The sequence below is a fragment of the Rhodococcus sp. 27YEA6 genome (genome assembly GCF_044908235.1).
GTDB classification, from domain to species: domain Bacteria; phylum Actinomycetota; class Actinomycetes; order Mycobacteriales; family Mycobacteriaceae; genus Rhodococcus_F; species Rhodococcus_F qingshengii.
Genome location: NZ_JBIYCY010000023.1, coordinates 26,257 through 44,650, shown reverse-complemented (window position 1 = coordinate 44,650; position 18,394 = coordinate 26,257). Strand labels below are relative to the sequence as shown.

The following is an 18,394-nucleotide window of genomic DNA, read 5'->3' as shown; positions in this document are numbered from 1 at the left end:
GTGTCTGCGTGCCATGATTCGTGAATTTCCTCCTGTGCCCATTATCGGACACGAAAGTCACACAGACACTGGACTTCTACACAGGGACCCAACCAAAGTCTCCACGGCGATCGAATACGATGCGCGGGACAGCGGGAGATTGCGCAGCGTCGAGGCAGGGCAACCGAGGCCCGCACCGACAAACGTGAGCGCGGTAAGAGTTCGCGTAACAACGAATCGGTCAGTGCGGCTGTCGTCTCATCCGTCGCCGGCACAGTCATCACCGAAATTGGGAACGAACTCATGGCGACTTCGTGTCCTCACTTCTTCCCGTCATACGTGCGACATATATTGCGTACACGTAGTTTGCGGACGAGACGGCTCACTCGGATCCGTTTCCCGCCAGTGTGCTCGCTGTGGGATGGAACCTTCCGGTGTGAGCTTCAGCCCGAATCCGTTCCACCATGTGTGGGTGGTGCATCTCGAACGCCGGACACTCGGAGCGGATAGGGGCTCGGTGAAGTTGTGGCGTGGCGGCGGACAGCTGGTCGCCCACTCGAGAGGATTGCCATTGCCCCACGGATCGTCGACCGTGACGACTTCACCAAATCTGTAGCTCCTGAAGACGTTCCAGATGAACGGCAAGGTGAATGCATCCAAGACGAAGGACTCTACGGTCGAGATGGAGTTCAGTACCGCAAAGTCGTCCAAAGGTAGGTAATCCGCTTAGCGGCGCGGCATCCCCTCGACGCCGAGCCAGTGCTGCACGAGGAAGGTCATGTGGAATCCGCGAACGCCGCTTAGAAATGCCATTTGCCCAGCCACTCATCCATCACTCGGCCAGTCATCTTAGGGAACCAGAAGTAGATCCGCGCGTACGTGGCGAACACAACCGTGCCGAAGACCACGTAGTGAAAATGTGCCACGCCGAAGTAACTGTCGGTGACCTGAAAATCGAACGGTGGTCTGGCCAGAAGCACCTCCGAAAGACCATCGACCAAGAAGGTGATCAAGAAACTGATCGAGAACAGCATCGGCGACTCGAAAGTCAATTGCCCCTTCCACATTGTCCCGATCCATTTGAAGATTTTCACCGCCTGAACGTTGACGGCACCGAGAACGGTCACCAATCCCGATAACGCCAACCCCACGATCCCCACATGTCCGCGCGCACGCCCGGCGAACTGACCGACGGAACTCGACGGTGCGTACGCAGTCCATCCGAAGTCGGCGGCACCTCCTGGGGTGACGAAGCCCGCCGTCGTGATAATCGCTCCGAAAGTACAACTAATGTCCAGTTTCGGAGCACAAACTCTTATGGAGACAGACGTACGCGCAACGATTTTCGCCGACCTCTGAAGCCAACCGCACCGCCGACGGAGAAGAGCTAGAGAAGCCTGGTCACATTGGGCACCATGCCGTCCCAACGCACCGGGGAAACCTTGACCACATCGCCGGACTGCGGGGATTCAAGCATCTGATTGTTGCCAAGGTAGAGCGCCTCGTGCTGACTTGCGTTGGGCCCGTAGAAGATCAGATCCCCTCGCTTCATCTGAGAGGCTGGAACCTGCCTTCCCGCGGTGTACTGGTACCCGGAGTAGTGCGGAAGTGAGATTCCCACACCAGCAAACGCATAGATCATGATTCCGGAACAGTCGAAGCCTGCATTTTCGAAATCACCGAAAGTGTCCGCGACTCCGCCGTCACGAATTCCGACGGTCGGCCCGTTTGCGTCTCCGCCTCCCCACGAATAGCGGACACCGAGTTGCGACATTGCCCGGTCGATGACAGTTTCGATGGCACCATCACCGGTGACCGAATTCTGACCGTCGTCACTCACGCCACCTCCGGGATCCGTCGTAACCGACGGAGCCTTGGTTGGAGAAGCAGGCGGTGACGGCGTAGCCGTCACCGACGTGGGAGCCCTTGTAGAAGCAGCAGGCGGTGACGGCGTAGTCGTCACCGACGGCACCTTCGTCTCCGAGGAGTCATCGCTGATCTGGGTATGCGGACGCTGTCTGCTGGCAATGTCCGCGGCGCGATCACGTGCAATTTGATCCGCAGCAACCCGGGTCGCAGCTTCCGATGCTGCTTGCTGCGCTGCGGCGATCGCCGCAGCGGTAGCTGCTTCCTCTGCTCTGCGCTGAGTATCCCACTGGTCGTAGACCTGACGCTGGTTCTGCAATCCCGTCGCGCTGTTTCTCGCTGCATCCAACTCGCTTTGCGCCGAATCGCGCTCCTTCATGACCACTGTCTGTTGCTCTGTTGCCGACTTCTGCGCATCCGTCACGCGCTGGATTGCTTCCATTGCGAGGGCTTTGTTGTCTTCTGCTCTCGCTGCAGCAGCGTCGGCGGTCGCCTGGGCCGCCCGTGCCACAGACTCCGTGTTCGATCGCGCCGTTCGTGCGCGCTGAAGCTCGTCCATGACCGCGTTGTGCTTCTTCGTAATCATCCGCACCAGGTCGGCTTTGGCCAAGAGATCGTCGGGGCTGTCGGTTCCGAGGAAGACGGTCAGCGAGCCGGCGGTGCTGCCTTGTCTGTAGCTGGCGGCAACGAAATCGTCGAACTGCTGTTGCGCCACCTCGATTGCCTGCCCAGCCACTCCCATGTCGGTGCGTGCAGCTGCCACAGCAGCAGTGGCGGCCACCGCGACATCACGGGATGACTGAAGGTCCACCAACGCCTTGTTCACGTCCTCCCGCTTGATCGCAACCTGGGCGGCGATCTCAGCGAGTTGCGCATTCGCCGACGCAACGTCGTTGATCAGATCGCCGATACGGCCCAGAGTTTGATCCACGCGTGAGTCTGCCTGTTGCAACTCGGTATCGCTCGGATTCGGTGGCGGCGGCGGAACCGCCATCGCGATACCGGGAGTGGTTGCGACGATCGATCCTGCGAGAGCCAGACCAAGGACGGCGTGAGCGACTCTCGTGCGAGCATGCGTGAGTCGATTCCGTTGCCTCACAAACACCCCTCGTCCTCGACGACTCAAACTGCGCTCGACACCCATGTACTAAGGACAATAGTAGATAAACATCATCAACTGCCCCATATGACAAAAAGCGTCACATGTTTCCCTCGCGCACCACAGATCGGCTAACCGTGCTGTCGTACCGGATTGGACCAGAACGGCAATGCTCCTGACCTCGGGACCGTTTCGCACCCGCTGCGTGGAATCGCCACCCCGCCTTGCTCAGGAATGTCGGGTGCACGCACGAGGCGCCGGCGGGCACATCCCGATTGTCATTGCGCCTGCTGAAGGTGCGTTACAGAGCGATGGTGATCGCCGCGGTGTGCAACTGGCCTCCTGTCTGGAACTCGATGAACAGTCGCCAGTCGCCGGATTTCGAGAGTTTCGCAGGTACATCGAATTCCGGACCTCGCTGATCGCTGTCCAGTGGCGTCAGATCAGCAAAGGCGAGAGTCTGTGCATGGATTGCAGTGACATGGACATAGGCGCCCTCGTAGCGCTGCACGTCGGATCCCTGCTCGTCGCCTCCGGCAATGTCCACCGTGAGCTCTCCCGACTGGCCGGGTGTGAGTTTCCCCGCGACCGTGAGCGTGTAGCCGTCGACCGAGGTCGACGGCATGGCGTGTGGAAGCCTTTCCGGAGTCCCCTCCCCAGGAACTGTGACCAGCTGCGAAAGCACCTGCGTTTCAGAGGTTTTCCCGCTAAGAGCCCTAAACTGGGCGTATACGCGGTATCTCCCGGGTACGAGGCCTGAGATCGGGGCGCTCCACGTGCCGTCGCCAGCCATGATCGGATGCAGATGCGCGAATCTCGTCGAGTCATCCCGAATGAAATACAGATGCATGAGCTGGCCTTGCTCTGCCTCGTACTCGGTTACCGCGCCACCCCCTGAATCGTCGATTCGGAATCTCCACGTCGTGGCTTGACCGGCGGGAATCATCGAATCATCAGTAATCAGCGCCATATCGGAGGTGCTGGACTCGAGCCCATTCATCACTGCCGAGGGTTCGCCGGCCTTGCTCGACGATGACTGAAGGGAAGGCTCCGCACTATCGGTACCGCTGTTCGTGCAGGCCGTGAGTGATGTCACGGCGGCGGCGACCACAGCCGCCACCGTCATGTACCGAGGCAGACTGCGAATATCCATCGGGTTGGATCGCTTTCGTTGTTCCACCGACCAGGGGAGGAGATGTCAGGGGTCGAAATGAAGGGTAGCCCGATCAGGAGATTGCCGATTGATCAACACATTCATCTCGCCCCAGCGAGTAGATCGAGGTTGGTAACACCACTGCAGCATGAGCTTGAGCGAGTGTGTCGCCGCACGCACTGATCACCTGGTCGTCGGACGCGCCGCCGAGGGACTCCGGCGTCGATTGGCCACATATGGGGTGAGCTCTTTACAGGGCAGGGATCGGGTCGTCGGCGATTCCGAGCCCGAGATGCTCGATGTGATAGACCGCTTCGTCGAGAAGCATCGCCACATGATTGTCGTACAGGCTGTACACGACGTTGCGGCCCTGCCGCGTCCCCGTCACCAACCCCATCGCACGCAGCAGTCGCAGTTGATGCGAGACAGCGGACTGCTCCATCCCCACCGCCTCCACCAGGTCACCCACAGAACACGCCCCGTGCCGCAGCCGAGTCAACATCCGCAGTCGACTCGGCGTCGCCAACGCCTGCAACGTGGCAGCCACCGTCGCGGCCGACTCCGCATCGAGCTGCGCGGGCGGTGTGGACGTGCCTTCGACTCCGTGACCCATGTGAAGCATCTTACCCATCATGATTACATGAAGAGGTCTTCATGTTTTCCTGTATCGTGGCGTTCGTTCCTACCCCCCTGCCCCCAGCCGGAAGCCGTGCCATGACCACCCCTGTACGCAGCGATCCACACACCGAGCCCGCGGCGCCCCGGGCCGCAACCGCCGTCCGCACCCGGCCGTTCGCACTCCCGGAAGTGCGGTGGGCAGCCATCGCGACCGGGCTGTTCGTCCTCGGGCTTGCCGCTCAGTTCGGCGGTGCCCCGACCTGGCTGTGGTGGACGCTGTATCTGGGCTGCTACGTCACCGGCGGGTGGGAGCCCGCACTGGCGGGCTTGCAGGCGCTTCGAGAGAAAACCCTCGACGTCGACCTGCTCATGATCGTCGCCGCGATCGGCGCCGCGGCGATCGGCCAGGTCCTCGACGGCGGCCTGCTGATCGTCATCTTCGCCACCTCCGGCGCGTTGGAAGCATTCCTGACCCAGCGCACCGCCGACTCGGTGCGCAGCCTGCTCGATCTTGCTCCCGAACGTGCCACCGTCATCGGCCCTGACGGGCACGAAACCATGGTGGATGCGGCGTCGTTGACGGCAGGTGATGTGATCGTCGTCCGGCCGGGCGAGCGGATCGGCGGCGACGGCCGGATCATCTCCGGAAGCAGTGATGTCGATCAGGCCTCGATCACCGGAGAACCCCTACCAGTGGCAAAACATCGCGATGACGAGGTGTTCGCCGGAACCCTCAACGGGACCGGCACTCTGCGAATCCGGATCGATCACGCGGCATCGGAGACGGTCGTCGCGCGGATCGTGGCGATGGTCGAAGAAGCGTCCGCCACCAAAGCGAAGTCGCAGCTGTTCATCGAGAAGGTCGAGCAGTACTACTCGGTCGGAGTCGTGGCCGCGACCCTCGCAGTGTTCTTCATCCCGTTCGCGCTCGGCGGCGCCCTGCAACCGTCGCTGCTGCGGGCGATGACGTTCATGATCGTCGCCTCCCCGTGCGCAGTCGTGCTGGCCACGATGCCGCCGCTACTGGCGGCGATGGCCAACGCCGGCCGCAACGGCGTGTTGGTCAAATCCGCCGTCGTGATGGAGCAGCTCGGTTCGGTCACCACCGTCGCATTCGACAAAACCGGAACCCTCACCAAGGGGTCCCCGGCCCTGACGGACATCCGGCCGATGAGCGGGGCGAACCTCGCCGCCGACGAGCTGCTCACGTTCGCCGCCGCGGCCGAGCATCCCAGTGAGCACCCGCTCGCTGACGCGGTCGTCGCCGCTGCCCGCCAACGCGGGTTGCAGGTGCCCCCTGTCGAAGAGTTCGACTCCGCCCCCGGCCGGGGAGTGCGAGCACGCCTGAACGGTCGCCGGATTCAGGTCGGCAGCCCCGCACACCTGCTTCCAGCGGCGTCGGCCGCGATCGCGGACCGTGCCACGGCGCAAGCGATGTCTGCGGCCGCCGAGATGGAAGCCTGCGGAAAGACCGCGATCGTGGTGATTGTCGACGCCGCACCGATCGGAGTACTCGGACTGGCCGATCAACTCCGCGACGGCGCCCGCGGTGTCGTCGACGAACTGACTTCCCTCACCGGACACACTCCGGTTCTACTGACCGGCGACAATCCCCGCGCCGCCGCTGCGCTCGCCGCACAGGTCGGGATCACCGACGTGCAGGCCGGACTCCTCCCCGAGGACAAGGTCACCGCCGTCGCCGAACTCGAACGCAGCGGCGCGAAGGTGCTACTGGTCGGTGACGGTGTCAACGACGCCCCCGCACTCGCCGCCGCGCACACCGGCATCGCCATGGGCCGCGCCGGATCCGACCTCGCACTCGACACCGCCGACGCCGTCATCGTCCGTGACGAACTCGCCACCATCGCGCGCGTGATCGCCCTCTCACGCCGTGCCCGGCGCATCGTGATCGCCAACCTCGCGATCGCCGCCACCTTCATCACCACCCTCGTCCTGTGGGACCTGTTCGGGCACTTACCGTTACCCCTCGGCGTCGCCGGACACGAAGGCTCCACCGTCATCGTCGGACTCAACGGAATGCGACTACTTTCCCAACGCGCGTGGCGCTACGAGACAGGCAACCTCGGGTGGCGCCGGGCTCGATCCATCTAGAGAAGAGGTACATCTCCCAAGCAAAGGTCGTCCGCCTTCGATTGCCTGCGCGCTACGTAGTGGCGAAGGGAACCCGCGAGTTTTGCCGCGGGACGCCGTCAATGGACCACCCGCCATGAGCAATCTACTATTGACGATAGTAGGTTGTTGATCGACACTGTCCCAGACCGCTCGATCCGAGCATAGGAGAACTCCATGAGCTTGGCGCCGTTCCTCGTCGTAGTTCTCGGAATTCCAGCAGGAATGGCCGCCATAATTGGACTGATGACCGCGGGCAACGAGAGAAAGAGCCGAGTTGACCGACCGATGCGACGCATGCGCGCGGAGATCAGTCGACTCAATTCGGAGAACGCCGCACAGTAGCCCGGCACGGCATCGACCATGCTCACCGCCGATACACTCGTGCTGCATCTCATCTCGCAACCACGAGCGGGACCACGGACGTGGGGTCAAGATCCTTCCTCGGGAGAGGCGACGTCGTGCAGCCAAGGTCGGGCGCGAGAATCGAACTCCCAACGCAACACCAAATCGGATCTCATCACACTGTCCACGTCTTCCGACTGACCAGACAGCCGGCTTCCACATCGGGGCCGGAATGCGTCATCTCCCCTCCTGACATCCCGGCAAGCTTCAACCTACGGAAGGAGCGCGTCGGGTCGGGCGGGGAGTCGACCGGTTTCGAGGAAGATGATGCGTCGTCCGATTTCCACAGTGTGGTCGCAGAATCGTTCGTAGAACCGTCCGAGCAGGGTGATGTCGACAGCAGCTTGCACTCCGTGCGGCCATTGTTGGGCTTGGGTGACGGTGAACAGGCGCCGGTGCAGTTCGTCCATGACCGTGTCGGCGGCCACAAGCTCTTGCGCGTGAGCAGAATCGACGTGCCGCAGTATTACCTGGGTTTCGGTCGCCCGAGCCACTGCTGTCCTTCCCATGTCCGCTACGACTGCCCGCGCTTCGGGCGGTACGGCCGACGTCGGGTGGCGCAGGCGCGCGATCTTGGCGATGTGGACGGCCAGTGCGCCCATACGTTGCAGACTTGCGGCGATGTGCAAACCGCCAACGGTAAATCGGAGGTCATGTGCCACAGGGGCTTGTAAGGCGAGAAGTGAGAATGCCTTGTGTTCCCAGTCGGAGGCGGCCCGCTCGAGGTCGGTGTTCGCGTCGAGTACTCGCTCGGCGGTGCGAAGGTCGGCATCGAGGAGGGCTGCCGTTGCCTCCGACATCGCTGTCACGGTGAGCCCGCACATCGACGCCAGGCCACACGAGAGGTCGTCGAGGCTGTCGGCGAAATGTGTGCGCATCTCATCACCCTAGATGTGTACCCAGCGGTTGTTTCGTCTTCAGTTCGATCCGGGGCATCGGGTCCATTGCCCCTCTTCTCGGCCTCCGTCCGGGCAATACCGTTTCTGTGCCCGCCGGTGACGGGTAGAAATGGATTGAAGCCGACAGCCGTAATGGGTGCTGTCGGCGAGGTGCCTGTGGTTAAGCAGTCAGCCGCAGGTGCCGACCACAACGCGATTCAGTCTGTCATCGGTCACAAACCGAGCAGCAGCTGATCGAATTGCGAACGCAACCCACCGAGTAGAGCGAAGTCTGCGCGAACACGGGCGCTCAACTGCTCGGACACCTGGCGGAGTTTGACGTTCTTCTGCTCCAAGCGCCAGATGAGAATGTCGAAGGCCCGCTCCGCGGAAATTCCGTACACGATCATCAGCATCACTTTGGCCTGCTCGATCGCTCCACGGGAGCTACTGATCTCATCGACCAACTCGTCGACCGACTCCCTGACCCATGCGGTCGAGCGTTTCGGTGACGTCTATGTAAAGACCGGCACTACCGATTACTTCGTCGTTGCCGCCGAGGATGCTGTCGCCCACCACGATTCACCGATCTCGTCACACCATTTGTGTCGACGATGCGATGTCTACTACTGAACGGCCCAAACTGGTCGCCGCCGGCACCGCCCTCTACGAGGCGTGAGGCATTATCTTCCTCGAAGACCAACTCGCGGAAGCCCGCCGCATCAACACCGAACTTCAACAGCAAGAAAGCGGACCCGGCGCATCACCCGAATACGCCCAGCACCTCCGACATCACCCCTCCCCCAATACTCTCCGCTACGCCACCACACCCACCTTCGCGGACTGCATCTTCACAGGGCGGATCTGTCCGAGCGGAAACGTCAGGAGTCGAACGCAGACAATGCTTTCGCTACAGTCGATCAATGCAGCACCATCCCGACGTGGCGTTGCACTCGGCCCACCGAACGCGATGTCGCGCAGGCCGAAAATTCGGTGGGCCGCCTCTGACTGCGCGCCCGTCGACCCTGACACCGGGCCGCACGGCCCATCAGGTCGGACGTCTCACCCTGACCTGGTGAACCACGGTGGAACTGTGTCCCCCCAACTGGCGAAAACACATACCCTCGCTCGGCCGCCGAAAACATGGGTACAGAAGAATTTCACCCCGGACAGCGCCTAGGAACCTTCGATCTTGCCGCAACGCCTGGCCGGGGGCAACGCCTAGAACACACACTCGTCTACGCGACCCCCATGGTGGCAGACATGGATTGATGGTGTCGACGTGTGCTCAGCACGTACCCGTGCGATCGCGTCGCGTTTCACTCGCGAGTGCATGGCAGCATTTTCCGAAATGAGGAGAGTGGGGCAAAGCACCACGGCAAACAGGACAAACCTCACCTCGACCGCCCGCGAAGCGTACGGCCTAGTCGTACACGTCCGGGAGCGGGCGCCGGCATCTACCGGTCTCATCGGTCCTCTGCCTTGTATGGTCGTCGAGACTGCCCTCCCGGCGTCAGCGCCCCATCGGTTGGGTAGAGCACATATGGTCCTGCAATGATGCACGGCCCAATCTCGCAGTTGCACCGAAAGCTCGCTCTCACTCGTCGATCTCGGCCAGAGAACCACGAACGGCACGGAGGACCTCACGAGATCAGTCCGAAAGCGAACTCCATGCCACCACAGCATTTTTCGCCGTGTCGCAAAGTCAAGACGGTCGGTGCTACGCCTGCAGCGCAAGTTTTCCAATCTGTAACTTCGATTATCTGTGCGCTAGCCGCCGAAAAGCAGTCCAGTGCAAGCCGAACCTCTACGCAATACAGTCAGGAGAACCTGATGACACCACACCCGAAGAGGGAGCATCACCGTGATCCGTCAAACGCCTGAGTCCGCGGGCGTGAGTGGTTTCAGCGACCGCCTCAGTGCTCGTTGATCCCAGGCCCTTGATGAGTGTGTATTGCGCACCGATTCGACACCGTAAAATCGACCGGGAAGCCATGCAGTGCAGTTATTCGCGTAACACGCGAATCTCGGATCTCTCCATCCCAGGCATCGTCGTGATCGCGCGCAGCGGGAGTTGGCATGCCATGTTCGAGCCCACGAGCTTTCATTTCCCCGTTCACATAGTAGAACCGCGCCTTTTGATTCGGGGTGTGGCGATCAAACCTGTCGTACAAGTATTGGTACTCCGCGACCAGGTCATCGCCCGTCATTCGGTAAACCGACAGAGGCGCCTCGTCATTCGTCATCGAATCGCCTCCTTGATACAGCGGCGCCGCAAGAGAATCTCGAAGACCATTCCCCGGCCGAGCGGACTTCGCAACGTGGATTTGCGGTTGACCCACGGGACAATTACACACCTGTCTCCGACGGGGTCAAAGGATGATCCCAGCTTTCGATCGGCTTCGGTCATGCCACCCCAGGTTCCGTACGGCTCACCAGCACCCAGGGCATACTCGCGACAACTACCGAGCAGGGGCAGTTCTGACAAATCCGCCGAGTCGGCGAATCCCACCGGCTTCCAGCAGTAAGACCACCCTCCACCGGCACTCGAACCTCGCCTTCCGTCACGCCCTCACCCGAATAACCTATAACCAAACCCGTGACTGCATTCAAACAAGCAGCAGGAAGGCAAGACACGAAGGAACCCCCCGCCGCCTCGAACGCACCAGTCGCGCCCCGCGACGTAGCCTACGAAGATCATTCTTTGGGCACTCATACGTTGTCTTCGCTTCGAACGCCACCGTGGACGTGCCCGTCGAGCTTCAATTCGATCACGAATCGCTCAGCTCAGACCGGCGTAGGAGTGCAATCCGGACACGACCATGTTGATGATGAACAGATTGAACAGCATCGAGACGAATCCTGCGATGTTTATCCAAGCGGCTTTGGTCTCGCGCCAACCTGCGGTCGCTCGGGCGTGGAGGTAGGCGGCGTAAATCACCCAGGCGATAAACGACATCGTCTCTTTGGGATCCCACCCCCAGAACCGACCCCAGGCTGCCTCCGCCCAGATCGCGCCGAGGATGACTCCGATACCAAAGAGAGGGAAGCCGACGATGACGGTTCTGTAGGCCAACCGGTCGAGTGTCTGGGCGTCGGGCAAACGACGAGCCATCGAACCTACAGGCCCGCGGCGCTCCGCGCCGGCGGGCTGTCGGATCCGTAGTAGGAACGCGAGGCTGGCCACGCCGGAAACCAGGAAGACGCCGCTGCCGATGCTGACGATTGTGACATGGATCGGAAGCCAGTAGGACTGCAGAGCCGGAACGACAGGCGCTGCGTCGGCGTAGAGCAGGGTTGCCGCAACGAACATCAGGATTAGGACCGGCGCCAGAAGAAAAACCCACATCGCGCGGTATGTCTGCCCACGCAGAAACACGATGCCAGTCGCCGTTGCGGCCGCGGTGGCCATGGTGACGAACTCGTACATGTTGCCCAACGGGAAACGTCCGGTTGCGAAGCCACGCAACACGATCGACACAAGGTGCAGTCCCAAGCCCACGACGAGAACCGCGGCACCCATGTTGCCGAGACGCTCGGGCACTGGCTTCGGCGGAGCCGAAACGATCCGTCCGGGCACTTCCGGCGACGGCGCCGAGACTCCCCCTGCCGCCACAAGCTTCCTGCTCCCCAACTCGAACCGGTGGACGTGGTCGGTGCGTGTCGCGGCGTAGTGCCAGATCAGCAACACGAGGGCTAACAGATACACGGCGAAGGCCGACTGGAACGACAGGTCACTCAGCCTGGCAATGGTTTGGTTGATGGGCACGGTGGGTCCTCTCCTGAGCCATCCGGGTTCTCAGATCAGATGCGGCCGCACCCGTCCAGCGAGTTTCTACTACTCGTACGTCATTCGTGGTCCATTAATCCGTGCCGCAGACTTGGCAGAATCGCACAACCTACAATTCCGTCTGGGATGCGCCGGACCCGCCGTACGCGTCATTGCCCGACCTCGGCGCACTGCGGTTTCGATCAGTCGTCCGTTCAGATCAGCATGCCCGTAGAGGTCGGCGAGGGCACACATTGACTACTATGCCCGATAGTAGTCAATGTTGTGTGGCTCAACGGGGAGCCGCCCGGAAAATGAGGCTGCCGTCGGATGCCGGCATCGATACCGCGTTCCGCGGCGCTGAGTGATACGCCAAACCCCTCAGGGCGCAAGGGCTCGCTGACGCAACGAACGCTGACGCAACGAACATTGCCATGCCACCGAGCGAACACGTTGACGCATTGATCTGCTGACCGACCCTCCGGGGACGCGACTTCGCGCTCACGGCAACGCTTCTAGGTGCACTGGACCACGTGCGCGATAGATGGGCGGATGTATGAATACGCTCACCAAAGGCGGGGTCGACCGTGCATCCGCATTGAGCCTCTGCTCCGACGACCTCACAACCCGAACCGCTACGCCAGAAGTCGCCGAGCTTGAGAGTCGCCCCAAACGGCTCCCAACCTGGACTTTACATGCATAGGTGCGCATGTAACAATATCGGAGCCGAAAGGCTTGTCCGCGAAGCGAGAAAGTGGCGTGCTTGAAGTTTTGGTCGCGAGTTTCAACCATGCAGATGCGTCGTCACCGGCGAACTGAGTCGCAACTGACCGAGCCGCGCCGAACTTAGGCCACGCTTGTCCGTCCACCGACCTTTCAATCGGACATCAACAGTCGTCGCGCGGGTGTGCGCATCCTGCGTGGCTCGTCCCACCCACCCACCGACGCGAGGAGTGCCGATGACCGAGTCAGCGACCGACGGAGCCCCCACGCATCCGGTGATCCATCTCTCACAGCTACTGAAGCGACCAGTGATCGCACGGAATGGGGACATCGTCGGCGCCCTAGACGATCTGATCGTGCGATTGCTCGGCGTGGACACCTACCCGACGGTATCCGGGCTGGTAGTCAGTGTCGGTGGTCGGCGAGTGTACGTTCCTGCCGAACGGATCGAGCACCTCGACGGGGACCGGGTGATGCTGGCGCAGAACAAGGTGGACCTGCGCGGGTTCGAGCGCCGCGAGGGCGAGGTACTGCTGCGTTCCGACGTCCTTGGCCATCGGCTGATCGACGTCCCGGCCGCGGAGCTGGTGCACGCCTACGACATCGAACTCGAGAACCCCGGTCACGGGTGGGTACTCGCACGGCTCGACACTCGCCGCCCGGCCCGGTTCTTCGGCTTAATCAAATCCCATGGAGGACACGCCAGTCGGGATTGGAAAGCGTTCGAACCCTTGATCGGCCACAAACACAGCATGGTAGTGCGGCGGGTCGGCGGGCGAGTCGGCACCCTTAAACCGGCGCAGATTGCAGATCTGCTCGAGGGCGCAGACAAGCGCGAGGGTGGGGAAATCCTTGACCGCGTCCACACCGACCCCGAGCTTGAGGCGGACGTTTTCGAAGAGCTCGACCCGGGCAAGGCCAACAAGCTGCTCGACGACATGAGCGACGTCGAGGTGGCCGGTGTGCTTGGTCTCATGCGCGCAGACGACGCCGCCGACGCAGTCGCAGAGTTACGACAGTCCCGCCGTCGACGAGTGCTCGATCTGATGCCGGCCGGCCAACGCACGAAGGTGATCACACTAATGGGGTTCAATTCGTCCAGCGCCGGCGGCCTGATGAGCGTCGACGTCATCTCCTGCGCCGCCACCGCCACTGCGGCGCAGGCCCTGTCGGCAATCTCAGCAGCACGGTCCATGCAGCCCGAGGCTCTGCTGAAGGTGCACGTGCTCACCGACGCCGGCCGGCTGATCGGGGTGGCGTCGGTCATCCGGCTGCTGCAATCGGAGTCGGTGACCCCGATCGTCGACATCATGGACACCGACCCTGTGCGCGTGACCCCAGTGGCGGACCTAACCGAGGTGGCGGTGCTGATGGCCGACTATAACCTCGCGACGATCCCAGTCGTCGACGATGCCGACCACGTCGTCGGCGTGGTCACCGTCGACGATGTCCTCGAGGCCTCCATCCCCGACGACTGGCGACGGCGAGAACCTGCACCGAGGCCCATCGTCGAGCGCGCCACCGACCACCCTACGACCAACACCACCTCCACAGATCCAGGCGGTGATGACCGTGGCTGAACCCGAGATCACCGACGCCACCCCGGCACATACGCCTGTCGGTATGCCTGAACCGCGACCGTCCGCAGTCCTCGATTCCGCGCACCTCGGCGACATCGAGGGGGCGCTCGGAAGAATCAGTTTGTCCGACAAGGAATCTCGCCGCACTTTCAAGGCTCGGATGCTGACCATGTTGGCGATCGTCGGACCTGGCCTCATCGTCATGGTAGGTGACAACGACGCCGGCGGTGTTGCCACCTACGCGCAGGCCGGCCAGAACTACGGGTACTCGCTGCTTTGGGTGCTGTTATTGCTGATTCCAGTGCTGATCGTCAACCAGGAGATGGTTGTCCGACTCGGGGCGGTGACCGGGGTAGGGCATGCCCGGCTGATAAACGAGCGCTTCGGCCGCGGGTGGGGCTGGTTCTCCGTCGGCGATCTGTTCGTATTGAACTTCCTGACCATCGTCGCCGAGTTCATCGGAGTTTCACTGGCCGCCAGCTACTTCGGCGTCTCACGGTACATCGTCGTGCCGACCGCTGCGGTCGCGTTGATCGCGATCATGGCCACCGGCAGCTTCCGCCGCTGGGAACGTGCGATGTTCGTCTTCATCGCCGTCACGGCGGTACAGATCCCGATGCTGCTGCTCTCACACCCAGACTGGGGTCGCGCTGCCCGAGACTTCGCGATCCCGGGCATCCGAGGCGGGATCACCTCGGACGCGGTGTTGTTGATTATCGCAATCGTCGGCACCACTGTCGCGCCGTGGCAACTGTTCTTCCAACAGTCCAACATCATCGACAAACGGATCACCCCGCGGTTCATCAGCTACGAACGAGCCGACACCGTCCTCGGGGCGCTGGTCGTCGTCGCCGGCGCAGCGGCATTGATGATGACCGCCGACTACGCCGCCCGCTCAACTGGCAGTGTCGGAGAATTCGTGGACGCCGGCGACATCGCACGCCTCCTCAGCGCGAATGGTTCCGTCCTCGGCCCGATTTTCGCGATCGTGCTTCTCGATGCCTCGATCATCGGTGCCGCTGCGGTCACTCTGTCGACCAGCTACGCCTTCGGTGACGTGTTCGGGATCAGCCACTCGCTACACCGAGGGTTCAAGGAGGCCAAACCCTTCTACCTCTCATACGGTGCCATGGTCCTCCTTGCCGCGGGGATCGTGCTGATCCCCGGCGCACCGCTTGGACTGATCACTACCGCCGTGCAGGCTCTTGCCGGACTGCTCCTGCCCAGCGCGAGCGTGTTCCTGTTGCTGCTGTGCAACGACCGGCAAGTACTCGGACCCTGGATTAATCCGCGCTGGCTCAACCTCGTCGCCGGGCTGATCGTCGCGGTCCTGCTGATGCTCTCGGGAATCCTCATGGCCACCACCGTTTTTCCCGACCTCAACGTGGTGACCGCCTCAATATACCTAGGGATAGCGTTGGTCGTCGCTGGTATCGTCGCAACAGTTGGCGTGCGGTGGCTCGACCGGCGCCGCGGCGTAGTCACCGCTCTGCCCCCGGACGTCGGGCGAGAGGCAAAGATGCAGTGGCGGATGCCGCCGCTGACGCTGCTCGAACCGGTCGTGTGGTCCTCCGGAACGAAACTGGGCATGCTGGCCTTGCGGGGCTACCTCGTCATCGGCGCGATACTTCTCGTGGTCAAGGCTATTCAACTCGGCAGCCGATAGGATGCCGAGCCGCAGCCAAATGAGAGTGCGAGTACCAGCAGCTCGGGAGTCACCACCACGCGGGATGCCGGTCTCGATGCCGTGCTCGAGAACCTCACGGTCGCTGCGCCGCAGACCCAGGCAGAACCGGTAGGTGACGAAGAACGCGATCGGGGGGCAGCAGCACCATGCCGATGCGGCCGATCCACATCATCGCGTTCAGCGAGATGTTGAACTTGTACGCAATGATGTCGTTGACGCAGGAGATCGTCAGGACCAGGTAGAACGCGATGACCATCGCGCCGATCGCGGTGCGGACCGGAACGTCCCGCGGACGCTGCAGCAGGTTTGCCTGCGTGCGGTGGTAGTCGGAGATTCAGCACCGATCGCAGGGCTCGCGGGTTCGGATGCTGCGCTTCCTCGTCGTGGTCGTGGTACTGATGGCCGACTATAAACTCGCGACAATCCCAGTCGTCGGCGTGGTCACCGTCGACGATGTCCTGCCGCCGGGCAGAACAACTTGACTCCGTAGCCGGGTACAGGGTTCACAATGGCAACATGCGTAGCAGTGAACTGGCCACCCTCACACGGGTGAATGTGCAGACGTTGCGGTACTACGAACGGCGCGGACTCCTGGAGCAGCCTCCACGATCCGCCTCGGGATACCGCTCATATCCAGATGAGGCGGTCGAGATTATCCGGTTCGTCAAACGCACCCAGGAACACGGCTTCAGCCTCGAGGAGATCAACGAACTTCTCCACCTCTCCGGTGGCGGACCGGACGATTGCGACGCAGCGCGGAGACTCGCCCAGAAGAAGATCGCCGAGCTCGACGAAAAGATCCGAGATCTGCAATGCATGCGGGCCTCATTGACCGAATTCGCTTCCACCTGTGCACTACCGCGAGCTGACCGGCACTGCCCCATGCTCCAGACATTGCACACCGACAAAGGACGACCATGATGCATCTCGAAATTCTGCAAGTCCCGGACTGCCCTAACGTGCCGCTCCTCGAACAACGAATCGAGCACGCTCTTTCAGGCATGCCGATCGAATGGGAACTGCGCCGCCTGGTCATCGAGGATTCCCAATCAGCAGCACTCACGGGTATGGCCGGGTCTCCGACGTTGCTCGTCGACGGCCACGATCCCTTTGCCGAGCCAAATCAGATCCCGAGCGTGTCCTGCAGGCTCTATCGCGATGCCGCGGGCGCTGTCGACGGCGCTCCTACTGTGTCGGCGCTGAGGAGAGCATTCGGAATGGATTGACCAACGTGGACAGTCGTTGACTGCTGCTCCGAATTCGGCTTCGGCAGCAGCGATCGCCGTGACCTAGCCCCTTCCCGCGTCACACCGGGGGATGAAGGAAGTCTTCATCTATGCCGGCGTGGCCGCGGGAAACTTCTTCACGCGGTGCGCGACGCGCGACGTTTCTCATCTACGACCATCACCTCTTCGTTGATCCGGCGTCGCAACGATCGGAATGCGATCGCAGAGATGGCGAATCCGAGCAGCAAGGCCCCGAACAGTGACAAAGCGCCGGGGATTTCGAGGTCGAATACGGCGTTGATTCCCATGACGATCACTGCGAGCCCAGCGATCAGGGCGAGTCGAGCTGCGGTGTAGTACACCATCAATCGCACAAGCTTCGACCGTGCGATTCGTGTCATTCGCGTCGGCGGCCCTTGATGTGAATCCAGTGCTGGAATTTCGGGGCGGGCCGACGAGCTGGGACGACCCTCCGGGGCGGATTGACGTTTCACAGTGCTCGATTCAATAGTTGGACTCGGGCCCCTGCCGCTGCTGAGCGAGGGCCGGTGGAAGAACCAATATAGCTACTATGCACAATAGTAGTTCAGTGTTGTTCCCCGATTCGCCGCACCATACTTGGAGGAAGTGTATGCAGGCACGGTCGCGATGGCTCATGTTCTTCTTGGCCGTGATCGCCCTCCTTGTCGTGGCAATCTGGCCTCGATCCGAACCAACCGAATCCCACTCCCCAACCCGACCGCAAATGCCCCCGGCCGCATCCCAAGACGACGGCGAAGCTCTCGACCCGAGCTTCACATCTGCGACCGCAGCAGCGAAGGTTTCCTGCCCTGCGGCCCCGGCGGCACCGCCCGTGAACGGAAAACTCCGGGGAATCAAAGCGACGTGTCTTGGCGAGAGCACTGAAGTCGACCTCGGCGCAGCGCTGTCCGGGGAACCCACCTTGATCAATCTCTGGGCTTCGTGGTGTGGGCCGTGTCGATCGGAGATCCCGGTTCTGAACGATTACGCAGGCAGCCCCGGCGCCATCCGTGTGGTCGGCGTCAATGTCCAGGACGACATGTCAGCAGCACTAGCACTTCTCACGGACGCCGGCGTGCGCTATCCCTCGTTCGCCGCCATCGACGACGTCGGAATTGCACTGTCGGCGCCGCCAGTTCTGCCGCTGAGCTTCCTCGTCCAACGTGACGGGTCCGTCGACCAGGTCACAGCCCCCATGGTTTTCGAAAACACGGACCAAATACGCTCCGCCGTAAGTGAGTTGATGAAATGACAGTCCCC

Annotated in this window: 16 protein-coding genes and 2 pseudogenes; 7 read left to right on the top strand and 11 right to left on the bottom strand. The window is 62.0% G+C overall.

Translation table 11 applies throughout. The annotated features are described in order from the left end of the window. Window positions 1–361: 361 nt before the first annotated feature. From ABH939_RS30745 to ABH939_RS30730, 4 genes and pseudogenes are all read right to left on the bottom strand, one after another. Window positions 362–1,259 (bottom strand): annotated as a pseudogene (locus ABH939_RS30745) (cbb3-type cytochrome c oxidase subunit I); the annotation flags it as partial. A gap of 107 nt (window positions 1,260–1,366) precedes the next feature. Beyond that, entirely contained in the window at window positions 1,367–2,989 is a 1,623-nt protein-coding gene (locus ABH939_RS30740) for an NlpC/P60 family protein (protein ID WP_151096969.1), read from the bottom strand. Window positions 2,990–3,245: 256 nt separating this feature from the next. Then, entirely contained in the window at window positions 3,246–3,569 is a 324-nt protein-coding gene (locus ABH939_RS30735) for a hypothetical protein (RefSeq protein WP_134929860.1), read from the bottom strand. A 778-nt stretch (window positions 3,570–4,347) separates the two neighbouring features. Continuing rightward, window positions 4,348–4,710: a helix-turn-helix transcriptional regulator gene (locus ABH939_RS30730; protein WP_047270658.1), complete on the bottom strand. Its 363-nt coding sequence runs from the start codon at window positions 4,708–4,710 to the stop codon at window positions 4,348–4,350. Between the two features lie 101 nt (window positions 4,711–4,811). Between ABH939_RS30730 and ABH939_RS30725 the strand changes: the two genes are divergently transcribed. Both ABH939_RS30725 and ABH939_RS30720 read left to right on the top strand, forming a co-directional pair. After that, window positions 4,812–6,827 carry a heavy metal translocating P-type ATPase gene (locus tag ABH939_RS30725; protein WP_241064925.1) on the top strand — a complete coding sequence of 672 codons (2,016 nt, stop codon included), beginning with the start codon at window positions 4,812–4,814 and terminating at the stop codon, window positions 6,825–6,827. Between the two features lie 195 nt (window positions 6,828–7,022). Beyond that, entirely contained in the window at window positions 7,023–7,190 is a 168-nt protein-coding gene (locus tag ABH939_RS30720; protein ID WP_155419211.1) for a hypothetical protein, read from the top strand. Window positions 7,191–7,462: 272 nt separating this feature from the next. On the opposite strand, the gene phoU is transcribed toward ABH939_RS30720, so the two are convergent. The 5 genes from phoU to ccsB form a co-directional block, all read right to left on the bottom strand. Further along, complete coding sequence (gene phoU, locus ABH939_RS30715) at window positions 7,463–8,128, bottom strand: phosphate signaling complex protein PhoU (protein ID WP_151096973.1); 666 nt, start codon at window positions 8,126–8,128, stop codon at window positions 7,463–7,465. 233 nt (window positions 8,129–8,361) lie between these two features. Continuing rightward, window positions 8,362–8,538, bottom strand: coding sequence for an ANTAR domain-containing protein (locus tag ABH939_RS30710; RefSeq protein ID WP_232354283.1), 177 nt, complete (start codon window positions 8,536–8,538; stop codon window positions 8,362–8,364). 1,506 nt (window positions 8,539–10,044) lie between these two features. After that, entirely contained in the window at window positions 10,045–10,374 is a 330-nt protein-coding gene (locus tag ABH939_RS30705; protein ID WP_054827429.1) for a hypothetical protein, read from the bottom strand. Further along, entirely contained in the window at window positions 10,371–10,640 is a 270-nt protein-coding gene (locus tag ABH939_RS30700) for a WhiB family transcriptional regulator (protein WP_052959928.1), read from the bottom strand. The genes ABH939_RS30705 and ABH939_RS30700 overlap by 4 nt, the downstream gene beginning before the upstream one ends. A 270-nt stretch (window positions 10,641–10,910) precedes the next feature. Then, window positions 10,911–11,897, bottom strand: coding sequence for a c-type cytochrome biogenesis protein CcsB (ccsB, locus tag ABH939_RS30695; protein ID WP_047270614.1), 987 nt, complete (start codon window positions 11,895–11,897; stop codon window positions 10,911–10,913). A 959-nt stretch (window positions 11,898–12,856) separates the two neighbouring features. Here ccsB and ABH939_RS30690 point away from each other — a divergent pair. Beyond that, the gene (locus ABH939_RS30690) at window positions 12,857–14,200 is read left to right on the top strand and encodes a magnesium transporter MgtE N-terminal domain-containing protein (RefSeq protein WP_151097350.1); all 1,344 of its coding nucleotides are present in this window, start codon (window positions 12,857–12,859) and stop codon (window positions 14,198–14,200) included. Window positions 14,201–14,243: 43 nt separating this feature from the next. Next, window positions 14,244–15,866, top strand: a complete 1,623-nt coding sequence (locus tag ABH939_RS30685) for an Nramp family divalent metal transporter (RefSeq protein WP_151097348.1) — start codon at window positions 14,244–14,246, stop codon at window positions 15,864–15,866. A gap of 63 nt (window positions 15,867–15,929) precedes the next feature. Here the strand turns inward: ABH939_RS30685 and ABH939_RS30680 are convergent. Beyond that, window positions 15,930–16,194 (bottom strand): annotated as a pseudogene (locus ABH939_RS30680) (cytochrome b); the annotation flags it as partial. 209 nt (window positions 16,195–16,403) lie between these two features. On the opposite strand from ABH939_RS30680, the gene ABH939_RS30675 reads away from it, so the two are divergent. Continuing rightward, a complete protein-coding gene (locus ABH939_RS30675; RefSeq protein ID WP_151096975.1) occupies window positions 16,404–16,808 on the top strand; it encodes a MerR family transcriptional regulator in 405 nt (134 codons plus the stop codon). Then, window positions 16,805–17,113: an alkylmercury lyase gene (locus ABH939_RS30670; RefSeq protein WP_151096977.1), complete on the top strand. Its 309-nt coding sequence runs from the start codon at window positions 16,805–16,807 to the stop codon at window positions 17,111–17,113. Before ABH939_RS30675 ends, ABH939_RS30670 begins: the two co-directional genes overlap by 4 nt. Window positions 17,114–17,250: 137 nt before the next feature. Here the strand turns inward: ABH939_RS30670 and ABH939_RS30665 are convergent, their stop codons facing one another. Further along, on the bottom strand, window positions 17,251–17,514 hold the full coding sequence (locus ABH939_RS30665; protein ID WP_241064926.1) for a DUF4229 domain-containing protein: 264 nt from the start codon (window positions 17,512–17,514) through the stop codon (window positions 17,251–17,253). 230 nt (window positions 17,515–17,744) lie between these two features. On the opposite strand from ABH939_RS30665, the gene ABH939_RS30660 reads away from it, so the two are divergent. Continuing rightward, the gene (locus ABH939_RS30660) at window positions 17,745–18,386 is read left to right on the top strand and encodes a TlpA disulfide reductase family protein (RefSeq protein ID WP_047270605.1); all 642 of its coding nucleotides are present in this window, start codon (window positions 17,745–17,747) and stop codon (window positions 18,384–18,386) included. Window positions 18,387–18,394: the final 8 nt, after the last annotated feature.

Coding starts and splice junctions, on each gene's coding strand:
- ABH939_RS30665 (WP_241064926.1), bottom strand. CDS start 17,514: ATGACACGAATCGCACGGTCGAAGCTTGTGCGATTGATGGTGTACTAC.
- ABH939_RS30670 (WP_151096977.1), top strand. CDS start 16,805: ATGATGCATCTCGAAATTCTGCAAGTCCCGGACTGCCCTAACGTGCCG.
- ABH939_RS30685 (WP_151097348.1), top strand. CDS start 14,244: ATGCCTGAACCGCGACCGTCCGCAGTCCTCGATTCCGCGCACCTCGGC.
- phoU (WP_151096973.1), bottom strand. CDS start 8,128: ATGCGCACACATTTCGCCGACAGCCTCGACGACCTCTCGTGTGGCCTG.
- ABH939_RS30690 (WP_151097350.1), top strand. CDS start 12,857: ATGACCGAGTCAGCGACCGACGGAGCCCCCACGCATCCGGTGATCCAT.
- ABH939_RS30740 (WP_151096969.1), bottom strand. CDS start 2,989: ATGGGTGTCGAGCGCAGTTTGAGTCGTCGAGGACGAGGGGTGTTTGTG.
- ABH939_RS30675 (WP_151096975.1), top strand. CDS start 16,404: ATGCGTAGCAGTGAACTGGCCACCCTCACACGGGTGAATGTGCAGACG.
- ABH939_RS30725 (WP_241064925.1), top strand. CDS start 4,812: ATGACCACCCCTGTACGCAGCGATCCACACACCGAGCCCGCGGCGCCC.
- ABH939_RS30710 (WP_232354283.1), bottom strand. CDS start 8,538: ATGATCGTGTACGGAATTTCCGCGGAGCGGGCCTTCGACATTCTCATC.
- ABH939_RS30705 (WP_054827429.1), bottom strand. CDS start 10,374: ATGACGAATGACGAGGCGCCTCTGTCGGTTTACCGAATGACGGGCGAT.
- ABH939_RS30720 (WP_155419211.1), top strand. CDS start 7,023: ATGAGCTTGGCGCCGTTCCTCGTCGTAGTTCTCGGAATTCCAGCAGGA.
- ABH939_RS30735 (WP_134929860.1), bottom strand. CDS start 3,569: ATGCCGTCGACCTCGGTCGACGGCTACACGCTCACGGTCGCGGGGAAA.
- ABH939_RS30660 (WP_047270605.1), top strand. CDS start 17,745: ATGCAGGCACGGTCGCGATGGCTCATGTTCTTCTTGGCCGTGATCGCC.
- ABH939_RS30730 (WP_047270658.1), bottom strand. CDS start 4,710: ATGGGTCACGGAGTCGAAGGCACGTCCACACCGCCCGCGCAGCTCGAT.